We start from the raw sequence: 19,435 nt of genomic DNA, 5'->3' as shown, positions 1-19,435 counted from the left end.
AACAAATTTCCATGAAAAATATTTCATACATGTAAATCATATCCTATAATACCATAAAATTTTTTTGTTGTCAATACCCTGTAATATAAGTGACAATAATAACAAACAAAACATTAAAGTCTTTTAATAAACCATCTGCTTGACAAAAAGTGATTTTTGTGATATAATATATATGGCAACTGAAATTCCAGTTGCCAATTTTTTTATATATAGGGGTGATAGGATGTTGTATTTAATCCTGGCAGCATTTATTTTAGGGTTTGTTCTTGGTATTAAGAATAAATTTCAATTTTTGAGAAAATGGAATGTTGTTACTATTGTCACTGTATTATTGCTTTTTTTTATGGGGTTTGAACTTGGTTCTGATAAGGATTTAATACAACAACTTTCTGAAATAGGATATCTTTCATTTATAATTGCTGTTTTTGCAATTTTAGGAAGTGCGTTACTGGCCACAATATATGAAAAGTTCTTTTTTAAAAGGAATGATGTGAAATGATATTATTGCTTTCTGCTGTTGTATTAGGAATAATAAGTGGATTTTTTATAGATATTAATCTTCCATCGAATTTAATTACTGTTTTGCTTATGCTATTGGTTTTTTCAGTTGGAGTTGATATTGGATCTGAAGAACGTATATTATCAAAGTTAAAGAGTAGTTTAAAGGTAATATTAATCCAGACATCTTTAACAATTTTTGGAAGTCTTGTTTTTGGTGGTTTTGTTTCGTTTTTTACTCAATTAACTTTTAAAGAAGCAATGGGTGCTGCTGCTGGAATGGGATGGTATTCTTTATCTGGAGTTATGATTAGCTCATTATATTCGCCGTTTTTAGGTGCTGTGGCATTTTTGTCCAATGTATTTAGAGAAGTTCTTGGAATTTTATTAATACCATTATATGCAAGAGTTTCTCAATTAGGAGCTATTGGTATAGCAGGTGCTCCGTCTATGGATACGCTTCTGGGAGTTGTTTCAAAAAGTGTTGATAAGGATAAGATTTTAATAAGTTTTGGTCATGGAGTTTTGCTTTCAATATCAATTCCTATAATAATCACTTTGATTTTTTAAAAAATAACCCCGAGAACCCGAATTTAAGAGTTCCCGGGGTTTTAGTTATATTGTAGCTATAACTTTCCTATATCTTTTCTATAATATATTCCTTTAAAAGAAATCTTTGAGATTTCCTCATACGCTTTTTCTTGTGCTTTTTCAAGTGTATCTTCCATAGTTACTAATGATAAAACTCTTCCACCGTTTGTAATAAGTTTATTATCTTTTATTGCTGTTCCTGCATGAAAAACAATTTCTTCTGTATTGATATTTATTTCATAGCCTTTTTCATATTTTCCCGGATATCCATTTGAGGCTGCGACAACACAGCATGAAACTTTGTTTTTCCATTTTAATTCTACTTCATTTAATTTTCCTTCTACTGTTTTTAAAAAGATTTTTGCAATATCATTTTCCAATAATGGGAGCATAGCCTGTGTTTCTGGATCGCCAAATCTTACATTATATTCAAGGAGATATGGCTCATTATTTTTTATCATTAATCCAATAAATAAAATACCTTTGTAATTTAATTTTTCTTCTTTTATACCTTTTATTGTTGGTTTTATTATTTTTTGTTTAATGTTTTCAAATAATGTTTCGTTTAATAAGGGATGTGGAGAAATTGCTCCCATACCACCTGTATTAGGTCCTTTTTCACCTTCAAATATTTTTTTATGGTCTTTTGCTGTCTGGAATATCTTATAATTTTCTCCATCAACAAGCACAAACACAGACATTTCATAACCTTCAATATATTCTTCTATAACAACTGTTTTTCCAGCCTCTTCAAATATTTTGTTTTCCATAAAATCATAAAGAGCTTTTTCTGCTTCTTCGTAATTTTTGGCGATTATTACCCCTTTTCCAGCAGCTAAGCCATCGGCTTTTATTACCACTGGATATTTTACTTCCTTTATCTTTTCTATTGCATCGTCTAATTTATTAAATACTGAATATTCTGGAGTTTGAACGTTATATTTTTTAGCGAAGTTTTTTGCATATGATTTACTTCCTTCAAGCATTGAAGCGCGTTTGTCTGGACCAAAAATTTTTAAGCTGTCTTTTTCAAATTCATCGACTATTCCTTCAACAAGATATTTTTCCGGTCCAACTATTGTAAGGGCTATATTATTATTTTTAGCGAATTCTTTTATGTCATGAATATTGTCTATATAGACATTTTCGCATTTGTTTTCATTAAATGTGCCACCATTTCCGGGGATACAGTATATTTTTTCGACTAATGGACTTTGAGATATTTTCCAGGCTAATGCATGTTCTCTCCCGCCGTTGCCAATAATCATTACTTTCATCTTATCACCTCAATGCTTAAAGTGTCTCATTTTTGTAAATATCATGGCTATTCCCAGTTCATTTGCAGCTTTTATTGAATCTTCATCGCGTATTGAACCGCCTGGCTGTATAATAGCTTTTATATTGTATTTTCCAGCCTCTCTAACAACATCATCAAATGGGAAGAATGCATCAGAAGCTAATACTATTGGGTGTTTTGCCCTTTTTAATGCATCTATTGCTGCCCATATTCTATTTGGTTGCCCTGAACCTATTGTTGCCATTTGATTACCTGCAACGACAATTGCATTTGATTTAGCATGTTTTACTACTTTAAAGGCAAAAATTAATTCTTTTTTTAGCTCTTCATCTATATCTTTTTCAGTTACCACTTCAAATTTATTAAATAGTTCTGTATCTCTATCCTGAACAAGAACTCCACCATCAATTGTAGAAAATTCCCTTTTTTCTGATGGTTTTTTATGAGCTTTTATAATTCTTAGATTTTTTTTCTTTTTTAAGGTTTCTAATGCTTCTTCTTCAAATTCTGGTGCAATTATTACTTCTAAGAAGAGTTTTTTCATTTCAAGTGCCGTTTCTTTAGTTACTGTATGATTAAAGGCAACAATTCCACCGAATATGGAGATTGGATCACATTCATACGCTTTTTTATATGCTTCTAAATTATCTTTTCCTATTGCAACACCACATGGGGTTTGATGTTTTACAGCGCAACATGCATTTTCATTATCAAATTCATTAACCACTTTCCAGGCAACGTCTATATCTTTTAAATTATTGTAGGATAATTCTTTACCATTTAATTGTTCGAAGGTGTTGAAAAATCCTTCTTCAAATGTGTTTTCATAGAATACTGCATCCTGATGAGGGTTTTCTCCGTATCTTAATTTGTTTTTTAGTTTTAATGAAGGGGTATAATATTTTGGGAATTTTTTATTGATTAATTTGTTGAGATAATTTGATATTAATGAATCATAATATGCTGTAAGATTAAAAGCTTTTGAGGCAAGGGATAATCTTGTTTCAAAGTCAATATTATTTTCTTTGATTTTTTCTATAACCATTGGAATATCCTCAGGATCAACTATAACTATTGTGTGTTCGAAGTTTTTAGCTGCAGCCCTTATTAATGTTGGACCACCTATGTCGATAAATTCTATCCTTTCCTGTATTGTAAGTTCTTCTTTCAATTTTTCTTCAAATGGATAGAGGTTTACATATACGAGATCTATTTTTTCTATGTTATGTTTTTTTAAAACTTCTAAATCTTCTTCAATATTTCTTGCAAGAACGCCTCCATGAATTTTGGGATGTAATGTTTTTACTCTTCCATTAAGTATTTCCGGGAATTCTGTAATGCTTTCTACGGGAATTACATTTATTCCATTTTTTTCAAGATATTTTGCAGTATTTCCTGTTGATATTATTTCATAGCCATTTTCAACAAGGTTCTTTGCCAATATTTCTATATCTTTTTTATCATAAGCGCTAATTAAGGCTCTTTTCATATGCAACCTCCTGAAGTCTTAATATTTTATCTATTACCTTTGGATATAATTTATGTTCGAGTTTATGTATTTTCTCTTCAAGTGTTTCCAATGTATCTTCTCTTTCTATTTTGACAACTTCCTGTGTTATTATTTTTCCTCCGTCGAGTTCATTATTAACATAATGTATGGTTATACCGGTGTATTTTACGCCATATTCAAAGGCCTGTTTTATAGCGTTCAGGCCTTTGAATGCAGGCAATAACGAGGGGTGAATATTGATAATTTGATTTTCAAAATGTTCAACTATATATTCAGGGAGTATTTTCATATATCCGGCAAGAACTATTAAATCAGGTTCTTCGCGTTTTAGATATTCGAATAATTTTTGATTGTATTCTTCTCTTGATTTATATAGTTTGTAGTTTATTAAATCATAATCAATATCAAGTTTTATGGCTCTTTGTAAAACATAAGCGTTTTTATTTTCGCTTATTAGTTTGATTTTATATTTGTTTCTTAGCTTTTTTACTATAGCTTCAAAATTGGAACCATTTCCTGATGCAAGTACAATTATTCTTTTTTTCATTGAATTCACCTCTTTTAAAGGTTTATGCGAACTTTTTCATCTTCATCTGTTTTTATTATTTTTCCAATTTCATATATAGAAATATCCATTTCTTCGAGTATTTCTTTTACTTTTTGCAAATTTTCTTGAGGTAATATATAAATCATTCCTATTCCCATATTAAATACTCTAAAAGCCTCTTCTATTTTCACACCTGCGTTTAGAGCTCTTTCGAATACTTCAGGTATTTTCCAGTTAATATGAATATTTGCCAGATATCCTTCAGGAATAACCCTTGAAAGATTTTCTCCAATTCCGCCACCGGTTATGTGTGCAGCAGCATGTATATAATCTTTTATTTTAAGTGTTTCATTTACATATAATTTTGTAGGAGCTATGATTTTTTCATCAAATTTCATTCTATTTTCGTCCAATAATTTTCTAACAAGTGAATATCCATTTGAATGAAACCCGGAAGAAGGAAGCCCTATAACGATATCTCCTTCTTTTACCTTTTCTTTTCCTGGAATTTTATCTTTATCTACTATTCCAACAGCAAATCCAGCAACATCCACTCTGTCTTTTACAAGCATTCCTGGTAATTCTGCAGTTTCGCCGCCCAATAATTCGCAGTTTACTTTTTCAAGCACTTTTATTAATTCGTTTAAAAATGCAGCACCTTTTTCTCCATCGAGTTTTCCTGTAGCATAATAATCTAAAAAGAATAAAGGTTTTGCACCCATACATACAAGATCATTTAATACCATTCCAACAAGATCATTAGCTACTATATCCCATCTGTTTCTTTCTTCAAGGAGTATCATTTTTGTTCCAACACCATCTGTACTTGAAACGAGTACAGGATTTTCATATTCGTTAATTATATTTTTTAATGGAAAAAGTCCAGCATATAGCCCGGCATTTTCTTTTAATTTATCTTTAACTTTTGAAATCATGCTATTTGCTTCATCTATATTTACACCGCTTGATTTATAATCCATAATTTCACCTCTCGCTTTTATTTCATGAAACAATGAAAACAATAGTTATTATATTCATCTTTTAGTATTTTTTTAATTCCTTCAAGAGAGACATATCCAAGAGAGTCGGCATTAAAAGCTTTTTTCATTTCTTCTATGCTTTTATTTGCAGCAATTAATTCATCTTTTTCAGGAATATCCACTCCCCATTTACATATATTTACTACTTTGGGACTGGCTATTCTAACATGAACCTCTTTTGCACCGGCTTTTTTTAGCATATCCACTATTTTTCTCATTGTTGTCCCTCTTACTATGGAATCATCAACAAGTATTATTCTTTTGCCTTTTATAACTCCTTCTATTGGAGGTAATTTTCTTCTTACACCTATTTCTCTATCGCTTTGATTTGGTGAAATAAAGGTTCTTCCAACATATCTATTTCTCATTAAACCAAGGTCTATGGGAATGCAACTCTCTTTTGAATATCCTAATGCAGCGGAAAGACCACTATCAAGTACCGGGACAACAATATCGGCTTCTACGGGATTTTCCTTTGCACACATTTTTCCAAGCTCTTCACGCATCATATGAACGTTTTTCCCAAAGAGATTGGAATCTGGTCTTGCAAAATATATATGTTCAAAGAAACAATATCTTTTTTCCTGTGAATTTACAGAAAATTTTTTAATTCCATTTAATGAAAACTCATATGCTTCACCAGGCTTTATTTCTTGGATATTTTTTTTATCTGGTCCCAGAAAATAAAATCCGCTATCTTCAGAAGATATGTATATTCCATTTTCGTCTGTATAGTAATATAAAGGCCTATATCCATATTTATCTCTTAATGCTATTATCTTATCTTTAAATAACAATAATAATGAATATGAAGGTGAGATGTTTTCAAATATTGTTTTTGCTATTTCTTCGAATGTCCATTCTGATATTTTTTTATTTAGTTTTTTTATTAGTATATGTAATATTAATTCAGTGTCCGTTTCTGTCAAAAATATTGTTCCCTGTTCTTCAAGTTCTTTTCTTAACTGTTCAGCGTTCTCAATTTGTCCATTATGTGCTATAGCAAAATGTTCATTTTTGAATCTAACGTGGAATGGTTGTGAATTTTGAATTTCAGAACGTCCTTTTGTGGAATATCTTACATGGCCTATAACCATATGGCTATTTAGTTTTTTCATTGTTCCATTATGGAATACATCCATTACCATTCCCATTTTTTTAAATACTTTTAATTCATCTTCTGTGACATATGCTATTCCTGCTGATTCCTGGCCGCGATGTTGAAGGGCTATTAACCCTTCAACAACATATGGCACAGCGTTATTATTGTTTTTTAATAATGTTCCGAAAATTCCGCATTCTTCCATTAACATATTTAGTCCTCCATATATTCCTTGATGGAATTGAAATATGCATCGTATAAATTTTTATAATATATCTGTCCAAATCCAAAGTCTATACCGTAATTCATAGGCATTACTTCACCAATAGCTTTATATGGTATTCCTGTTTTCTTCATAAATGTTTCAAAGAGTTCTGTTTTTTCCGGAGAAACGGAAATAATAAATCTTGATTGATTTTCACCAAAGAGTTCTTCAAGTGAATTGCCAATATTACCTTTAAATCCTTTTTTGCCATTTAACGCAGATTCTATTATTGCAATTGCAAGACCGCCTTTTGAAACATCATGAACAGAATTTACAAGATGATTTTTGATTAATTCAAGCACTGTGTTTTGTAAATTTAATTCAAATTCTGAGTTTATTGTATCCAATTCTCCTCCTATAAAATCAAAAAGGATTTTTAAGTAAAGACTTCCACCAAGCTTATTTTTATCTAATTCAGTTTTTCCAATTAAATATACTTTATCTGAGGCCATTTTAAATTGCATATCCATAATATGATTTAAGTCAGCTTCACCAACCATGCCAATTACAGGTGTTGGTAATATGGCTTTTTCACCTGATTCATTATAAAAGCTAACATTTCCTCCGGTAACAGGAACAGATAATTCCTTACATGCCTGTGTAATACCTTCTATACTCTGTTCAAATTGCCACATTACCATGTCATCTTCAGGATTTCCAAAATTCATATTATCTGTTACACCGAGAGGTTTTACACCCGTAGCAACAAGATTTCTTGCTGCTTCATATACAACATTTCTGCTTCCTTCGAATGGATTAATATATGTGTATAATCCGTTGCCATCTATGGTTACACCAATACCTTTATTTGTTTCTTTAATCCAGAGTATAGAAGCATCGGCTTTTCCAGGAATTATTACAGTGTTTGTTCCTACTTTATAATCATATTGTTCGAAAATCCAGGATTTATTGGCAATATTAGGATCTTTTAATATTTTAAATAAGGCGTTTTTTAAAGGTATATCGCTTTTTGGAATTTCTTTCTTTAGTTCTTGGATATATGAAGGTGTTGATGTTTTTCTGTAAAAGGAGGGGGCATCGACAAGAGCATTTATAGGCATATCTGACATTAATTTGCCATTCATGTATATTTTCATATTTTTACCTTCAATTGTTTTGCCTATAACTGCATAATCAAGGAAGTATTTTTTTGCAATTTCGGCTAATTTTTCTTCAACTCCTGGTTCTACAAGAAATAACATTCTTTCCTGAGACTCAGATAATAATATTTCCCATGCTGACATTCCTTCTTCTCTTAAAGGTACTTTATCAAGGTGTAATTCGCAGCCGAATCCGCCTTTAAAAGACATTTCTGATGAAGAGCTCAATATTCCAGCAGCTCCCATATCCTGACATGCAAGAACACCAGGAATATCAAGTATTTCAAGTGTTGCTTCAATGAGATTTTTTTCTGAGAATGGGTCTCCAACCTGTACTGAAGGCCTTTCGTCCTTTCCAGATAATTCTTTTGAAGCAAATGAAGCACCATGTATTCCATCTCTTCCTGTTTTAGAACCAATATACACATATAATTTTTCTGCAGCAGGAGCTTTGGAAGAGGCTATTTTATCCTTTTCCACAAGCCCCACGCACATTACGTTTACAAGTGGATTTGTCTGGTAATTATCGTCGAAATAGGTTTCACCAGCAACTGTTGGAACGCCTATGGAATTTCCATACCCGCTAATTCCTGATACAACACCTTCGAATATATTTTTTGCTTTTGGATCTTTAATGTCTCCAAATCTTAAAGAGTCAAGTAAAGCAATAGGACGTGCTCCCATTGCGAGTACATCCCTGACAATTCCACCAATACCAGTTGCAGCACCCTGATATGGTTCAACTGCACTTGGATGGTTATGGCTTTCAACTTTAAACACAACAGCATAATCGTCTATTAATACATAACCTGCATTCTCATTTTCTATATTTTTTGGAAGTTTTTTTAATAATTCTTTTGAATGTTTGTATCCACAATGTTCAGACCATTGAGCGGAGAACATGTATGTTTCAACTTCATTTGGCTCTCTATTAAGCAATTCTTTTATTCTGTCATATTCAAAATCCTTTAATCCCAATTCAAGATATAATTTATTTTTTTCCATCTTCTATAGACCTCCTGATAGATAACAATATTTCAAGTCCATCACCATTTCCAAGTGTTCTTACAGAATTTCTTTCAGGGTGTGGCATCATTCCAAGCACAGCAAAATTTTCATTATAAACTCCTGCAATATTTCCAACAGAACCATTTGGATTTTCCACATATTCAAAGGCTATTCTGTGTTCTTGTTTTAACTTTATGTATTCTGATTCGCTTATATAATAATTTCCTTCAGCATGAGCAATTGGTATTCTTAAAACTTCTTTTGAAACGAATTTTGTAAATGAACATGTTTTGTTAATTACCTTTACATCTACATCTTTACATATAAACTTTAATGATGTGTTTTTAGTTAAAGCACCTGGTAATATTCCAGATTCAGTTAATATCTGAAATCCATTGCATATTCCAAGAACAAATCCCTGTTTTTTTGAAACGTATTTTTCTATTTCATTCATTACAGGAGAAAACTTTGCTAAAGCTCCTGCTCTTAAATAATCTCCATATGAAAATCCACCTGGAATAAATATTAAATCGTATTTTCCAATTTCTTTAAAATCATGCCATACATATTCTGTATTAAATCCAGCTTTTCTTAATGCAAACTCCGCATCTCTATCACAATTAGATCCTGGAAATACTATTATTCCTGCATTTATCATTTTTCTAACTCCCTTGTTTCAAGTAATTTTAATTCATAATTTTCCAAAACTGGATTGATTAAAGAGTTATATGTTATTTCTTCGGCGATTTTTTTAGCATCTTCTTCATTCTCGGCTTCAAGATCAAAAGTAATTAATTTACCAAATCTTACATTATCGATTTTATAATTCAATCTTTTCAATACTTTTTGAGTAGCTGCACCTTGAGGGTCTAAAATTCCGTTTTTTAATGTAATTAAAGCTTCAAATCTATATATTTTCATATGTCAATCCTCCTTAAAAATTCTGTGTATTTGTCAATTAAATCACCTTTTTCTTCTCTATATACATCTTTATCAAGTGAATCCATTGTATCTTTATCCCAGAATCTACAAGTATCAGGAGAAATTTCATCGGCTAATAATATTTTATCATTGTATTTTCCAAATTCCAGCTTATAGTCAACAAGTATTATATTTTTTTCTGTAAGGAATTTTGAAAGTATTTCGTTTATTTTTAAAGCATATTCTTTAAGTTTTTCAAGAACGTCTTTTTCCACAAGGTTTAAGGATAAAATGACATTTTCACATATCATGGGATCACCTAAAGAGTCGTCTTTTAATGAAAATTCAACTATAGGATTTTCCAGTTTTATTCCTTTTTCTACTCCATACCTTTTGCAAAAACTACCCGCGGTATAATTTCTTACAATAACTTCAAGAGGAATAATTTCAACCTTTTTAGCGATAAAAGAATTTTCATCTAAATCTTTTACGAATTGTGTTGGAATTCCCTCTTTTTCTACCAGTTCAAAGAAAAATGTTGTTATCTTTTTGTTGATTTTTCCCTTCCCGGAAATAGAATCTTTTTTTATGCCATTAAAAGCAGTTACATCATCTTTGAAATATATAATAACTTCTTCATCGTTATATTTGAATATTTTTTTTGCTTTTCCTTCATATAACATTTCAAATTTTTCTATATTCATTTTTTCCCCTCCAGATCCAGAATTCTTTTTGCAAAATATGCAGCGTTTTTCATTCCGTGATTTCCAATTCCCATTGTTCCTACTGGAACACCTTTGGGCATTTGAACTATGGAAAGTAAAGCATCAACACCATTAAGAGGTCCAACAGCATTTGGTACACCTATTACGGGAAGAGTAGTTAATGAAGCAACAACGCCTGGGAGAGCAGCGGCAAGACCGGCAACGGCTATGATAACTTTAAACTCGGAGGAGAGAGTAGAGAGGAATTCTGTTAATTCTTTGAGGTTTCTGTGGGCACTGTAAATTTTAAATTCGTACTCTATGCCCCATTCATCAAATAAATCAAGAGCCTGTTTTACAAAAGTTTCATCGGATTTACTACCAGCAATAATTAAAACTTTTGACATAATAGACCTCCTTTTAAAAATCTTAATAAAAACAAAAAACGCCTCTCAGGAAGAGAGGCGTGATTCTATACAATAATCCCACACCCCTCTTCCTGTAGTCAGACAGTTTACGGCTGCCTGGTAGAGACTCCCGAGCCATATTCCCGGGATTATACAGGAAGAGGAAAAACATTTTTTATTAACTTATATAAATTTAAATATCCTTACACCGGCATTCTATCAAAAAAAATATGAAAATGGAATAACCAAATAATTAAAATAACGTGAATTCAACAATAACAAATTTTTACATAAATTCAATATTTGCTTCCTTGAATTTTAAAGAAAAATCTGGTAATATATAACTCGGTTGTGAAAGAGATTGCCCCCATCGTCTAGCGGCCTAGGACATTGGCCTTTCACGCCAAAGACACGGGTTCAAATCCCGTTGGGGGCGCCAGATAAAAACATGAGTGGGTGCTTAGCTCAGCTGGGAGAGCGTCTGCCTTACAAGCAGAAGGTCGTAGGTTCGATCCCTGCAGCACCCACCATTTTTAAATAGTGGCCAGGTAGCTCAGTTGGTAGAGCACTGGACTGAAAATCCAGGTGTCGACAGTTCGATTCTGTCCCTGGCCACCAAAAAATCCCCGAACTTAGTTCGGGGATTTTTTTATTTTAAAGTTATTAAACTCATTATTTAGTAGTGTTTGAAATAATTTTTGATACTAATATATTATTTTTTAACATTAAAGTTACTTTGTTTTAATTGATTTTTTCTGAAAAATTCTGTATGATTTTCAGGAAAAAATTTTTTCCTGGAGGTGGATGTATGGAAAACGTGAAACACGATTTTCTTGGAAGAACACTTGCGGTTATTAACGATCTTTCTATTCAGGAACAACTTTTCCTTTATGAAAAAACAAAACAATTAAAGAAAAAATGGCTTGAGAAACAGGATTTATCCGAATTTATGATTAATAAGAATGTTGGTATTTATATTGTTTTTATAGAACCAAGTACCCGCACTAAAGAATCCTTCATTAATGCTGCAAAATTCCACAAAAAAGCTAAAGTTACTATCTTTGATTCCAATCATTCCTCGTTTAATAAGAAAGAAAGCTATTTAGATACATTTAATATGCTAACCGGTTACAGTGATTATTCCATTTTTGTGATACGTTCTAAACTTGAAGGAACATGTAGATATTTAGAACAATCTGTTTCAAAATTTGCACTTAGAAATGACCTTCCTATTCCTTCTTTTATTAATGCCGGTGATGGAAAACACGAACACCCCACTCAAGAACTCCTCGACGAATTTACCTTCCTTGAACAAAATAACTTCGATAACTCCTTTATTCATATTGCGCTTGTTGGCGATCTTCTCCATGGTAGAACAGTACACTCCAAGGTCAATGGATTAAAAATCTTCAAAAATGTTAAGGTTGACCTTATTGCTCCGCAAGAAATTTCTATGCCTTCACATTATATTTCCCAGATGAAAGAAAATGGTTTTGAAGTAAGAATATTTGAGTCTATAGATTCGTATTTAAAACATGGTGACGTTGCAAATATATGGTATTTTACACGTTTGCAATTAGAAAGAATGGGTGAAGATATTTTAGAAAAAGAGCATATTTTAAGAAAAGCAGTTACTTTCCAGAAATCCTACCTTGAAAAAATTCCTGATAATATTAAGTTTTATCATCCTCTTCCAAGACATAAACTTTATCCTACTATTCCAACATTTTTAGATGATTTGCCATTAAATGGTTGGGAAAGACAGGCAATTAACGGATACTGGACACGAATAATTTTATTGTCAATGTTTGGTGGAGCATTGAAAGCAGATTTTGATACTTCGAAAAGCGTAAAAGAAATAAAGGAGGATTTTGTTGTGAAAGCTCCTATTGTTGATGGAACGCATGGAGTGCAAAAGGAAGGGAAAAGAGGAATTAAACCTATAGAAAATGGAACTGTAATAGATCATATTGCTAAGGGTAAAACGGAAGAAGAAATTTATCATATGATTATGAAGATTAGAAAAATATTGAAGTTATATGATGTAGATAGTGCAGATGGAATTTTTAAGTCAAAGGATGGTGTGTTTAAGGGATATATTAGTTTGCCGGATAGATATTTAACTAAAAAGGAAATTAAAAAGTTATCAGCTATCTCACCAAATGTGACAGTTAATATTATAAAAAATGCTCGAGTAACTGAAAAATATAGAATTACACTTCCGCCAAGAGTATATGGTTTTGAAGAATTGAGATGTAAAAATGAAAATTGTATTTCACATCCAAATAATGGTGAAGGAATAAAAGGATCGTTTATAAAAAATAAGGAAGGTAAATTGGTATGTGAATTCTGTGAAACACCTCATACATTTGAAGAAATCTGGAATGTTTAGGTGGTTGATGTGAGAGTTTTAATTAAAAATGGGGATATTATTTCACATTCAACATCAGGGAAAAAGGATATTTTAATTGAAGATAATATTATTGTTGATATAGCGAAAAATATTAAAGATGATGTTGATAAAATAATTGATGCAGAAGGATTAACTATTATTCCGGGGATTATAGATATGCATGTTCATTTAAGAGAACCTGGATTTGAATATAAAGAGACAATAGAAAGCGGCCTTAAGGCCGCTGTTCATGGAGGAGTAACTACTGTTGGAGTAATGCCAAATACTTCTCCGGCAATGGATTCATTAACAACGCTTCAATTTGTTGTAGAAAAAAGCAAAAGAGTAAATCTTGCAAAGGTTATGCCTATAAGCGCAATTACTAAGGAAAGAAAAGGAAAAGATCTTGTTAATATTGAAGAACATATAAAAAATGGATTTAAATTCTTTTCAGATGATGGCTCCCCGGTTTATGATTCAGAAATAATGTTTAAAGCATTAAAAGAAACAAAAAAATATGATGGAATAGTTATTGACCATTGTGAAGATAGTAGATTTGGAAATACACCCTTATTTGAATCGTTAAATATAGCAAGAAATATAGAGATAGCAAAGTATTTAGATGCACATATACATATAGCCCATATTTCAACTAAGAATTCAATAGATTTATTAAAATACGCAAAAAGCAATAAAATAAAGGCAACATGCGAAATTACATTTCATCATTTATTATTCGAAAATCACGGGAAAAGTAATCCAATATACAAAATAAATCCGCCATTGCCGGATAAAAATACACAAAAATACTTAATAGATAATTTTGAATATATAGATATTATAATTAGCGATCATGCACCACATTCAATGGAAGAAAAATCAAGGGATTATAATCAGGCGCCACCAGGAATATCCGGGCTTGATATATTTTTTCCGGCAATTTATACAGTATCCAGAAAATACAATATTCCATTGTCAGATATTGTAGAAAAGGTTACATATAATCCTGCGAAGATTTTTAATTTAGAGAAGGTAGGAGATATAAAAACTGGATATTTTGCAGATATAACTATTGTAGATTTGAATTCAAAATGGGATGGAAAAATATATTCAAAAGGAAAAAATATGCCGTATAAGGAATTGGAAGGTAAAGTAGTAATGACTATTGTAAATGGTGAAATAAAATACGATGAAAGGATGAATGAAAATGAAATGTAAGGTTATAGGAAAAGAGAATACAGAGAATTATTTGTTTCTTTCAGTAGAAACATCTGAAATAATAAATGTTTTACCAGGTCAGTTTTTTATGGTAAAAACAGAGGATTATGATTTTCCAAAACCATTTTCAGTTATTTTTCAAAAAGGAAAGGTAATAGAATTTTTAATTGCTGTAGTTGGAGATTTAACAGGAAGATTAAAAAAATTGAAGATAGGAGATTTTATTGATATTAGAGGGCCTTATGGAAAGTCATTTATAGAAACTATAGATAAAAATAAAAAATATATTCTCATAGGCGGAGATTGTGGTTCAGCACCTCTTATGCATTTTAAAAATGAATATCCTGAGCTTGTGGAAAATGAATATTATGGTTTTAGAACAAATGAGATAAAAAGTATTTTGGATACGGATAAATTACATATTGACGAGGAAGAAGGAATTTCAGTTATTGAAAGAATAAAAAGAGAAAATCCATCAAAGAATACAGGATTTCTTGTGTGTGGAAGTTTAAATATGATAAAAGCAGTAAAAAATGAATTTAAAGGATATAAGGTTTATGCATCATTAGAAGCAAGAATGGGATGTGGCGTCGGAATGTGTAAAGGATGTCCTATAAAGACTAAAGATGGAATTAAGATGATTTGTAAAGATGGTCCCGTTTTTGATTTAAGTGAGGTGGATTTAGAATGGTAAATATATGTGGGATAGAATTTAAAAATCCTATAATAATAGCTTCCGGTCCCGGGGGAAATGGTCAGGAATTGGCAAAATATATAGATTTAAATAAATTAGGAGGTTTTACAGCAAAAACGGTTACACCAGATGAAAAAGAAGGAAATCCACCACCACGTATTGTAAATGTAAAGGCTGGTATATTAAATTCTATAGGTTTGCAAAATCCTGGAATAGATAAATTTATAGAAGATGATTTGAATTTTCTTGATTCACTGGATACAAATGTGATTTTAAGTATAGGTGGTGACAAAAAAGAAGATTATTTGAATCTAATAGAAAGATTAAACGATAGTAAAGCAGTTATATTTGAATTAAACCTTTCATGTCCAAATGTAGGTAAAAATGGAATTCCACTTGGAATTGATAAAGAAGGTATTTATTCGCTTGTAAAAGAAGCAAAGAAGATATCCAAAAAACCTATATTTATAAAACTTGGTGTGGAAACATTTCTTGAAGATCTTGTTGAAAGTGCTGTAAAAGGTGGAGTTGATGGAGTAACGCTTATTAATTCACCCAAAGGTCTTAAAATAGATATAAATACCGGAAAACCAATATTAAAAAGAGCAGTTGGTGGCTTTAGCGGACCGGCTATAAAACCTATAGCACTTGCAACTGTGTATAGAATAAGAAAAGTCTTTAGAGATTTGCCAATTATAGGAATGGGTGGTGTATTTACTTTTGAAGATGCAATAGAGTTTATAATGGCCGGGGCAAATCTTGTTGGAATTGGAGCAGGAGTTATGTCTGATCCAGAACGACCAATAAATATTATAAAAGAATTAGAAGAATATTTTAAAGTACATGACTATCAAAAAATATTTAACTGCGCATTGGAGGGATAATAGATGCTTGAAAAATATTTGAAAAGAAGAGAAAGTAAAAAATCCGTTTTGTTTGCGGGATTGGATAGTGATTTTGAAAAAATAGATGGAGATGTTCTGGATTTTAATAAAAAGATTATTGATGAAACTTCTGATATTGTATGTGGTTATAAATTAAATATAGCTTTTTATGAGAAGATGGGACATAAAGGTATTGAAATACTGGAAAAAACAATTGAATATATAAAACAGGATGAGAGTATTCCAATAATTCTCGATGCTAAAAGAAGTGATATAGGAAATACAGCAGCAGCTTATGCATATTATTACTTTAATGTATTAAAAGTTGATTCATTGACGGTAAATCCTCTAATGGGATTTGATACAATGCTTCCATATCTCGAATATCAAAATGCACATCTATTTGCATTGGCATTAACAACAAACAAAGGGGCTTATGATTTTGAAATTCCGGAAAAATTATATTTGAAAATAACAAAGATGATGAATGAAAAGAATAAGGAATATAAAAATAAAATTGGAATTGTAGTGGGAGCTACAAATAGTGAATTTATTGATGAAATAGTTGAAAATTCAGAAGACATGCTTTTTTTAATACCGGGAATCGGAGCACAGCAGGGAAATGTAGAGAAATTATTCAGAAATCTTAAAGGATATAAGAATATTGTAATAAATGTTTCAAGGGGTATTATATTCAATGAAAATCCACGTGAAAAGGCTAAGGAATACAATGAATTAATTTCAAAATACTATAATTTCTAAGGGGGTTAAAAAATGGAAATAATGGAGATATTGAAAAAGACAAATGCAATATTAAATGGACATTTTTTATTATCCTCAGGGTTGCATTCAGATACATATATTCAATGTGCTCAGGCTTTAAAATATCCAGAATATGCAGAGATGCTTGGAAAAGCTTTGTCAGAAAAATTTAATGAGAAACCTGATTATGTTGTTTCTCCTGCGCTTGGAGGATTGATTATTGGATATGAAGTTGCAAGAGGACTTAAAACACCGTTTTTATTTACCGAAAGAAATAAGGAAGGAGTTATGGAGCTTAGAAGAAACTTTTTTATTGAAGAGAGTGCAAAGGTTATTATTATAGAGGATGTAATTACAACAGGGAAATCCACATTGGAGGTTGTAAAGGCTCTTGAAAAGTATAAGCCGCAGATTATTGGCATTGGTTGTATTGTAAATAGAAGCAAGAAAAAAGATCTTAATAATATTAAAATTCAATCATTGGTAGAAATTGATGCAAAAACATATGAACCAGACAATTGCCCCTTATGTAAAGAGAATATTCCAGCAGTAAAACCTGGAAGTAGAAAATAATAAAACAGAGGCGATATGCCTCTGTTTTTTATAACATTTCAATTTTTATTTGTGGAAGTAGCTTTAAGACATCTTCTTTTTTGCATAATTCTGTTCCTGGAGTTAATACAGCAGCATTTCCTGCAGCATTTGCCCATCTAAATCCTTCTTCAATTCCTTCGTTTTTTTTCAATATATATCCAGCTAAGAATGAATCACCGGCTCCAACTGCACTTTTTACTTCTAAATCAACAGGATAAGCATACATAGCCATATCCCAATTAGCATAAACACTTCCATATTTTCCCATTGATACAAGTATTTCATCTAAATGATATTTTTCAAGAACATATCGTGCTTCTCTGGCAATTTCATATTTATCATCTTCAGGGACATCTTTTCCCAATAAACGGGATAATTCATGAGTATTCGGCTTAATACAATCTGGTTCAGCATCAAGACCAGCAATTAAATTTTTTCCATCAGCATCAAAGAAAACTTCTGCTCCCCATTGTTTTAATGAAAAGATAAGACCAGTATAATAATCAGGATCAACACCTTTTGGTAAACTTCCTGATATAGCAACAGTATCTCCTTCTCTTACCAGCGATTGTAATATGTCAAAAACTTTTTGAAGTTTTTCTCTTTTAACATGTTCTCCAGGCATACTCATTCTGTATTGAGTTTCTTCTTCAAGGATTATATTCATACGTGTTTCATGGGATATTCTAACTGAAGAATATATTACACCTTCCTGGTCAAGCATTTCTTCTATTTTTCGACCGTTATCCCCACCTAATAATGCAACAGCTACTGAAACACCGCCTAATTCTTTTATTACTCTTGAAACGTCTATTCCCTTTCCTGCTGGATAATCTTTTATTTTTTTTGCTCTTATTGTGTCATCGGGTATAAGCTTGTCAATATAAATATACCTGTCTAAACTTGGATTCATTGTTAATGTAAAAATCATTGTTCTCCCCCCCAATATATTAAGGAACTTTATATCCTAATGAAGCTTCATAAACCATAAACCATTGTTCGCGGGTTAAGGTTATTTCCAGAGCTTCTACAGCATTTTTGATTCTTTCAATTTTCCCACTTCCAACAATTGGTAAAATACCAACAGGATGGTTTAATAACCATGCATATACTATTTTTTCAATTTCTGAAATTCCAAAATCTTTTGCCACTTCTTTTAAAGCTTTTTTGATTCTTTCTCCCCTATCATCATCAGGGTCAAATAATTTACCGCCAGATAATGGAGACCATGCCATTGGATTAATTCTTTTTTCAAGTAAAAAATATATATTTTCATTGAAAAAGTGTTCTAGATTATATGGTGAAATTTCTATTTGATTTGTTATTAAAGGAAAACTTAAACGCGATTGCAAAGTTTTAAACTGTTGTATTGTAAAATTAGAAACACCGAAATATAATACTTTTCCTGATTTTTTTAGTTCATAAAAGGCTTCAGCGATTTCATCTGGATTCATAAACGGATCGGGTCTATGAATTAAAAGTAAATCAAGATAATCGGTATGAAGATTTTTTAAAGATTTTTCTACAGATTCTATTATATGTTCTTTACTCGTGTTATAGTGTTTTACACGCCTATCTGGAAATTTATCCGATTTTCTTATTATTCCACATTTTGAAATAAGTTGCATTTTTTTTCGGATTTTGGGATTTCTTTCTAATAACCTTCCAAATATTTCTTCGCATTCTCCATTTCCATATATATCAGCATGGTCAAATGTGGTAATACCAAGATCCATGACTTTTTCTATAAAATATTCAAATTCATCTATTGTGTATCCCCAGGTGTTTAATCTCATCATTCCATGTATTATTCTTGAAAGATGTAATCCGCTGTTAGATAAGTTTACAACCATAATCCCCCTCCATATTGATTTTATAATAATATAGGTTATTATTATTAT

20 protein-coding genes, 3 tRNA genes and 1 riboswitch are annotated in these 19,435 nt (G+C 31.2%); of the genes, 11 read left to right on the top strand and 12 right to left on the bottom strand.

The window, feature by feature from the left end; all coding sequences use genetic code 11:
* Positions 1-223: 223 nt before the first annotated feature.
* Positions 224-499 (top strand): LysO family transporter, encoded by a 276-nt coding sequence (locus tag XO11_RS02125; protein ID WP_041638440.1) that lies wholly within the window; start codon positions 224-226, stop codon positions 497-499.
* Entirely contained in the window at positions 496-1,068 is a 573-nt protein-coding gene (locus XO11_RS02120; RefSeq protein WP_014295904.1) for a lysine exporter LysO family protein, read from the top strand. Before XO11_RS02125 ends, XO11_RS02120 begins: the two co-directional genes overlap by 4 nt.
* A 56-nt stretch (positions 1,069-1,124) precedes the next feature.
* Here the strand turns inward: XO11_RS02120 and purD are convergent, their stop codons facing one another.
* From purD to purE, 10 genes are read right to left on the bottom strand one after another with little or no spacing between them, the layout of a single operon-like run.
* On the bottom strand, positions 1,125-2,366 hold the full coding sequence (gene purD, locus XO11_RS02115) for a phosphoribosylamine--glycine ligase (protein WP_175418093.1): 1,242 nt from the start codon (positions 2,364-2,366) through the stop codon (positions 1,125-1,127).
* Positions 2,367-2,375: 9 nt separating this feature from the next.
* Complete coding sequence (purH, locus tag XO11_RS02110; protein WP_175418092.1) at positions 2,376-3,875, bottom strand: bifunctional phosphoribosylaminoimidazolecarboxamide formyltransferase/IMP cyclohydrolase; 1,500 nt, start codon at positions 3,873-3,875, stop codon at positions 2,376-2,378.
* Positions 3,856-4,443, bottom strand: coding sequence for a phosphoribosylglycinamide formyltransferase (gene purN / locus XO11_RS02105; RefSeq protein WP_175418091.1), 588 nt, complete (start codon positions 4,441-4,443; stop codon positions 3,856-3,858). Before purN ends, purH begins: the two co-directional genes overlap by 20 nt.
* 14 nt (positions 4,444-4,457) lie before the next feature.
* A complete protein-coding gene (gene purM / locus XO11_RS02100) occupies positions 4,458-5,423 on the bottom strand; it encodes a phosphoribosylformylglycinamidine cyclo-ligase (RefSeq protein ID WP_014295900.1) in 966 nt (321 codons plus the stop codon).
* Positions 5,424-5,440: 17 nt separating this feature from the next.
* Positions 5,441-6,796 carry an amidophosphoribosyltransferase gene (purF, locus tag XO11_RS02095; protein ID WP_014295899.1) on the bottom strand — a complete coding sequence of 452 codons (1,356 nt, stop codon included), beginning with the start codon at positions 6,794-6,796 and terminating at the stop codon, positions 5,441-5,443.
* Positions 6,797-6,798: 2 nt separating this feature from the next.
* Entirely contained in the window at positions 6,799-8,955 is a 2,157-nt protein-coding gene (gene purL / locus XO11_RS02090) for a phosphoribosylformylglycinamidine synthase subunit PurL (RefSeq protein WP_075780253.1), read from the bottom strand.
* Positions 8,942-9,613 (bottom strand): phosphoribosylformylglycinamidine synthase subunit PurQ, encoded by a 672-nt coding sequence (purQ, locus tag XO11_RS02085; RefSeq protein ID WP_148265185.1) that lies wholly within the window; start codon positions 9,611-9,613, stop codon positions 8,942-8,944. Before purQ ends, purL begins: the two co-directional genes overlap by 14 nt.
* Positions 9,613-9,879, bottom strand: coding sequence for a phosphoribosylformylglycinamidine synthase subunit PurS (gene purS / locus XO11_RS02080; protein ID WP_014295896.1), 267 nt, complete (start codon positions 9,877-9,879; stop codon positions 9,613-9,615). Before purS ends, purQ begins: the two co-directional genes overlap by 1 nt.
* Complete coding sequence (gene purC / locus XO11_RS02075) at positions 9,876-10,577, bottom strand: phosphoribosylaminoimidazolesuccinocarboxamide synthase (RefSeq protein ID WP_041638732.1); 702 nt, start codon at positions 10,575-10,577, stop codon at positions 9,876-9,878. Before purC ends, purS begins: the two co-directional genes overlap by 4 nt.
* 2 nt (positions 10,578-10,579) lie before the next feature.
* Positions 10,580-10,990, bottom strand: coding sequence for a 5-(carboxyamino)imidazole ribonucleotide mutase (gene purE, locus XO11_RS02070; RefSeq protein ID WP_075780252.1), 411 nt, complete (start codon positions 10,988-10,990; stop codon positions 10,580-10,582).
* A gap of 75 nt (positions 10,991-11,065) precedes the next feature.
* Positions 11,066-11,167, bottom strand: a riboswitch (purine riboswitch).
* Between the two features lie 186 nt (positions 11,168-11,353).
* On the opposite strand from purE, the gene XO11_RS02065 reads away from it, so the two are divergent.
* The 9 genes from XO11_RS02065 (at position 11,354) to pyrE (ending at position 17,513) form a co-directional block, all read left to right on the top strand.
* A tRNA-Glu gene (locus XO11_RS02065) sits at positions 11,354-11,429 on the top strand.
* 15 nt (positions 11,430-11,444) lie between these two features.
* Positions 11,445-11,520 (top strand) — tRNA-Val (locus tag XO11_RS02060).
* A gap of 12 nt (positions 11,521-11,532) precedes the next feature.
* Positions 11,533-11,608, top strand: a tRNA-Phe gene (locus tag XO11_RS02055).
* Between the two features lie 199 nt (positions 11,609-11,807).
* On the top strand, positions 11,808-13,382 hold the full coding sequence (locus tag XO11_RS02050; protein ID WP_175418167.1) for a bifunctional aspartate carbamoyltransferase catalytic subunit/aspartate carbamoyltransferase regulatory subunit: 1,575 nt from the start codon (positions 11,808-11,810) through the stop codon (positions 13,380-13,382).
* A 9-nt stretch (positions 13,383-13,391) separates the two neighbouring features.
* Positions 13,392-14,600, top strand: coding sequence for a dihydroorotase (locus XO11_RS02045; protein ID WP_175418090.1), 1,209 nt, complete (start codon positions 13,392-13,394; stop codon positions 14,598-14,600).
* Positions 14,584-15,294 carry an FAD-binding oxidoreductase gene (locus XO11_RS02040; protein WP_083635623.1) on the top strand — a complete coding sequence of 237 codons (711 nt, stop codon included), beginning with the start codon at positions 14,584-14,586 and terminating at the stop codon, positions 15,292-15,294. The genes XO11_RS02045 and XO11_RS02040 overlap by 17 nt, the downstream gene beginning before the upstream one ends.
* Positions 15,288-16,178 (top strand): dihydroorotate dehydrogenase, encoded by an 891-nt coding sequence (locus tag XO11_RS02035; RefSeq protein ID WP_014295890.1) that lies wholly within the window; start codon positions 15,288-15,290, stop codon positions 16,176-16,178. The genes XO11_RS02040 and XO11_RS02035 overlap by 7 nt, the downstream gene beginning before the upstream one ends.
* A gap of 3 nt (positions 16,179-16,181) precedes the next feature.
* The gene (gene pyrF / locus XO11_RS02030; RefSeq protein ID WP_014295889.1) at positions 16,182-16,940 is read left to right on the top strand and encodes an orotidine-5'-phosphate decarboxylase; all 759 of its coding nucleotides are present in this window, start codon (positions 16,182-16,184) and stop codon (positions 16,938-16,940) included.
* A 12-nt stretch (positions 16,941-16,952) separates the two neighbouring features.
* On the top strand, positions 16,953-17,513 hold the full coding sequence (gene pyrE, locus XO11_RS02025) for an orotate phosphoribosyltransferase (protein ID WP_175418089.1): 561 nt from the start codon (positions 16,953-16,955) through the stop codon (positions 17,511-17,513).
* Positions 17,514-17,541: 28 nt separating this feature from the next.
* On the opposite strand, the gene XO11_RS02020 is transcribed toward pyrE, so the two are convergent.
* Positions 17,542-18,465: a 1-phosphofructokinase family hexose kinase gene (locus XO11_RS02020; RefSeq protein ID WP_075780251.1), complete on the bottom strand. Its 924-nt coding sequence runs from the start codon at positions 18,463-18,465 to the stop codon at positions 17,542-17,544.
* A gap of 19 nt (positions 18,466-18,484) precedes the next feature.
* Positions 18,485-19,390, bottom strand: a complete 906-nt coding sequence (locus XO11_RS02015) for an aldo/keto reductase (protein WP_175418166.1) — start codon at positions 19,388-19,390, stop codon at positions 18,485-18,487.
* Positions 19,391-19,435 lie beyond the last annotated feature (45 nt).

It is taken from the genome of Marinitoga sp. 1138, assembly GCF_013363265.1.
Classification (GTDB): Bacteria; Thermotogota; Thermotogae; order Petrotogales; family Petrotogaceae; genus Marinitoga; species Marinitoga piezophila.
This window is presented reverse-complemented; position numbering and strand designations above follow the sequence as displayed.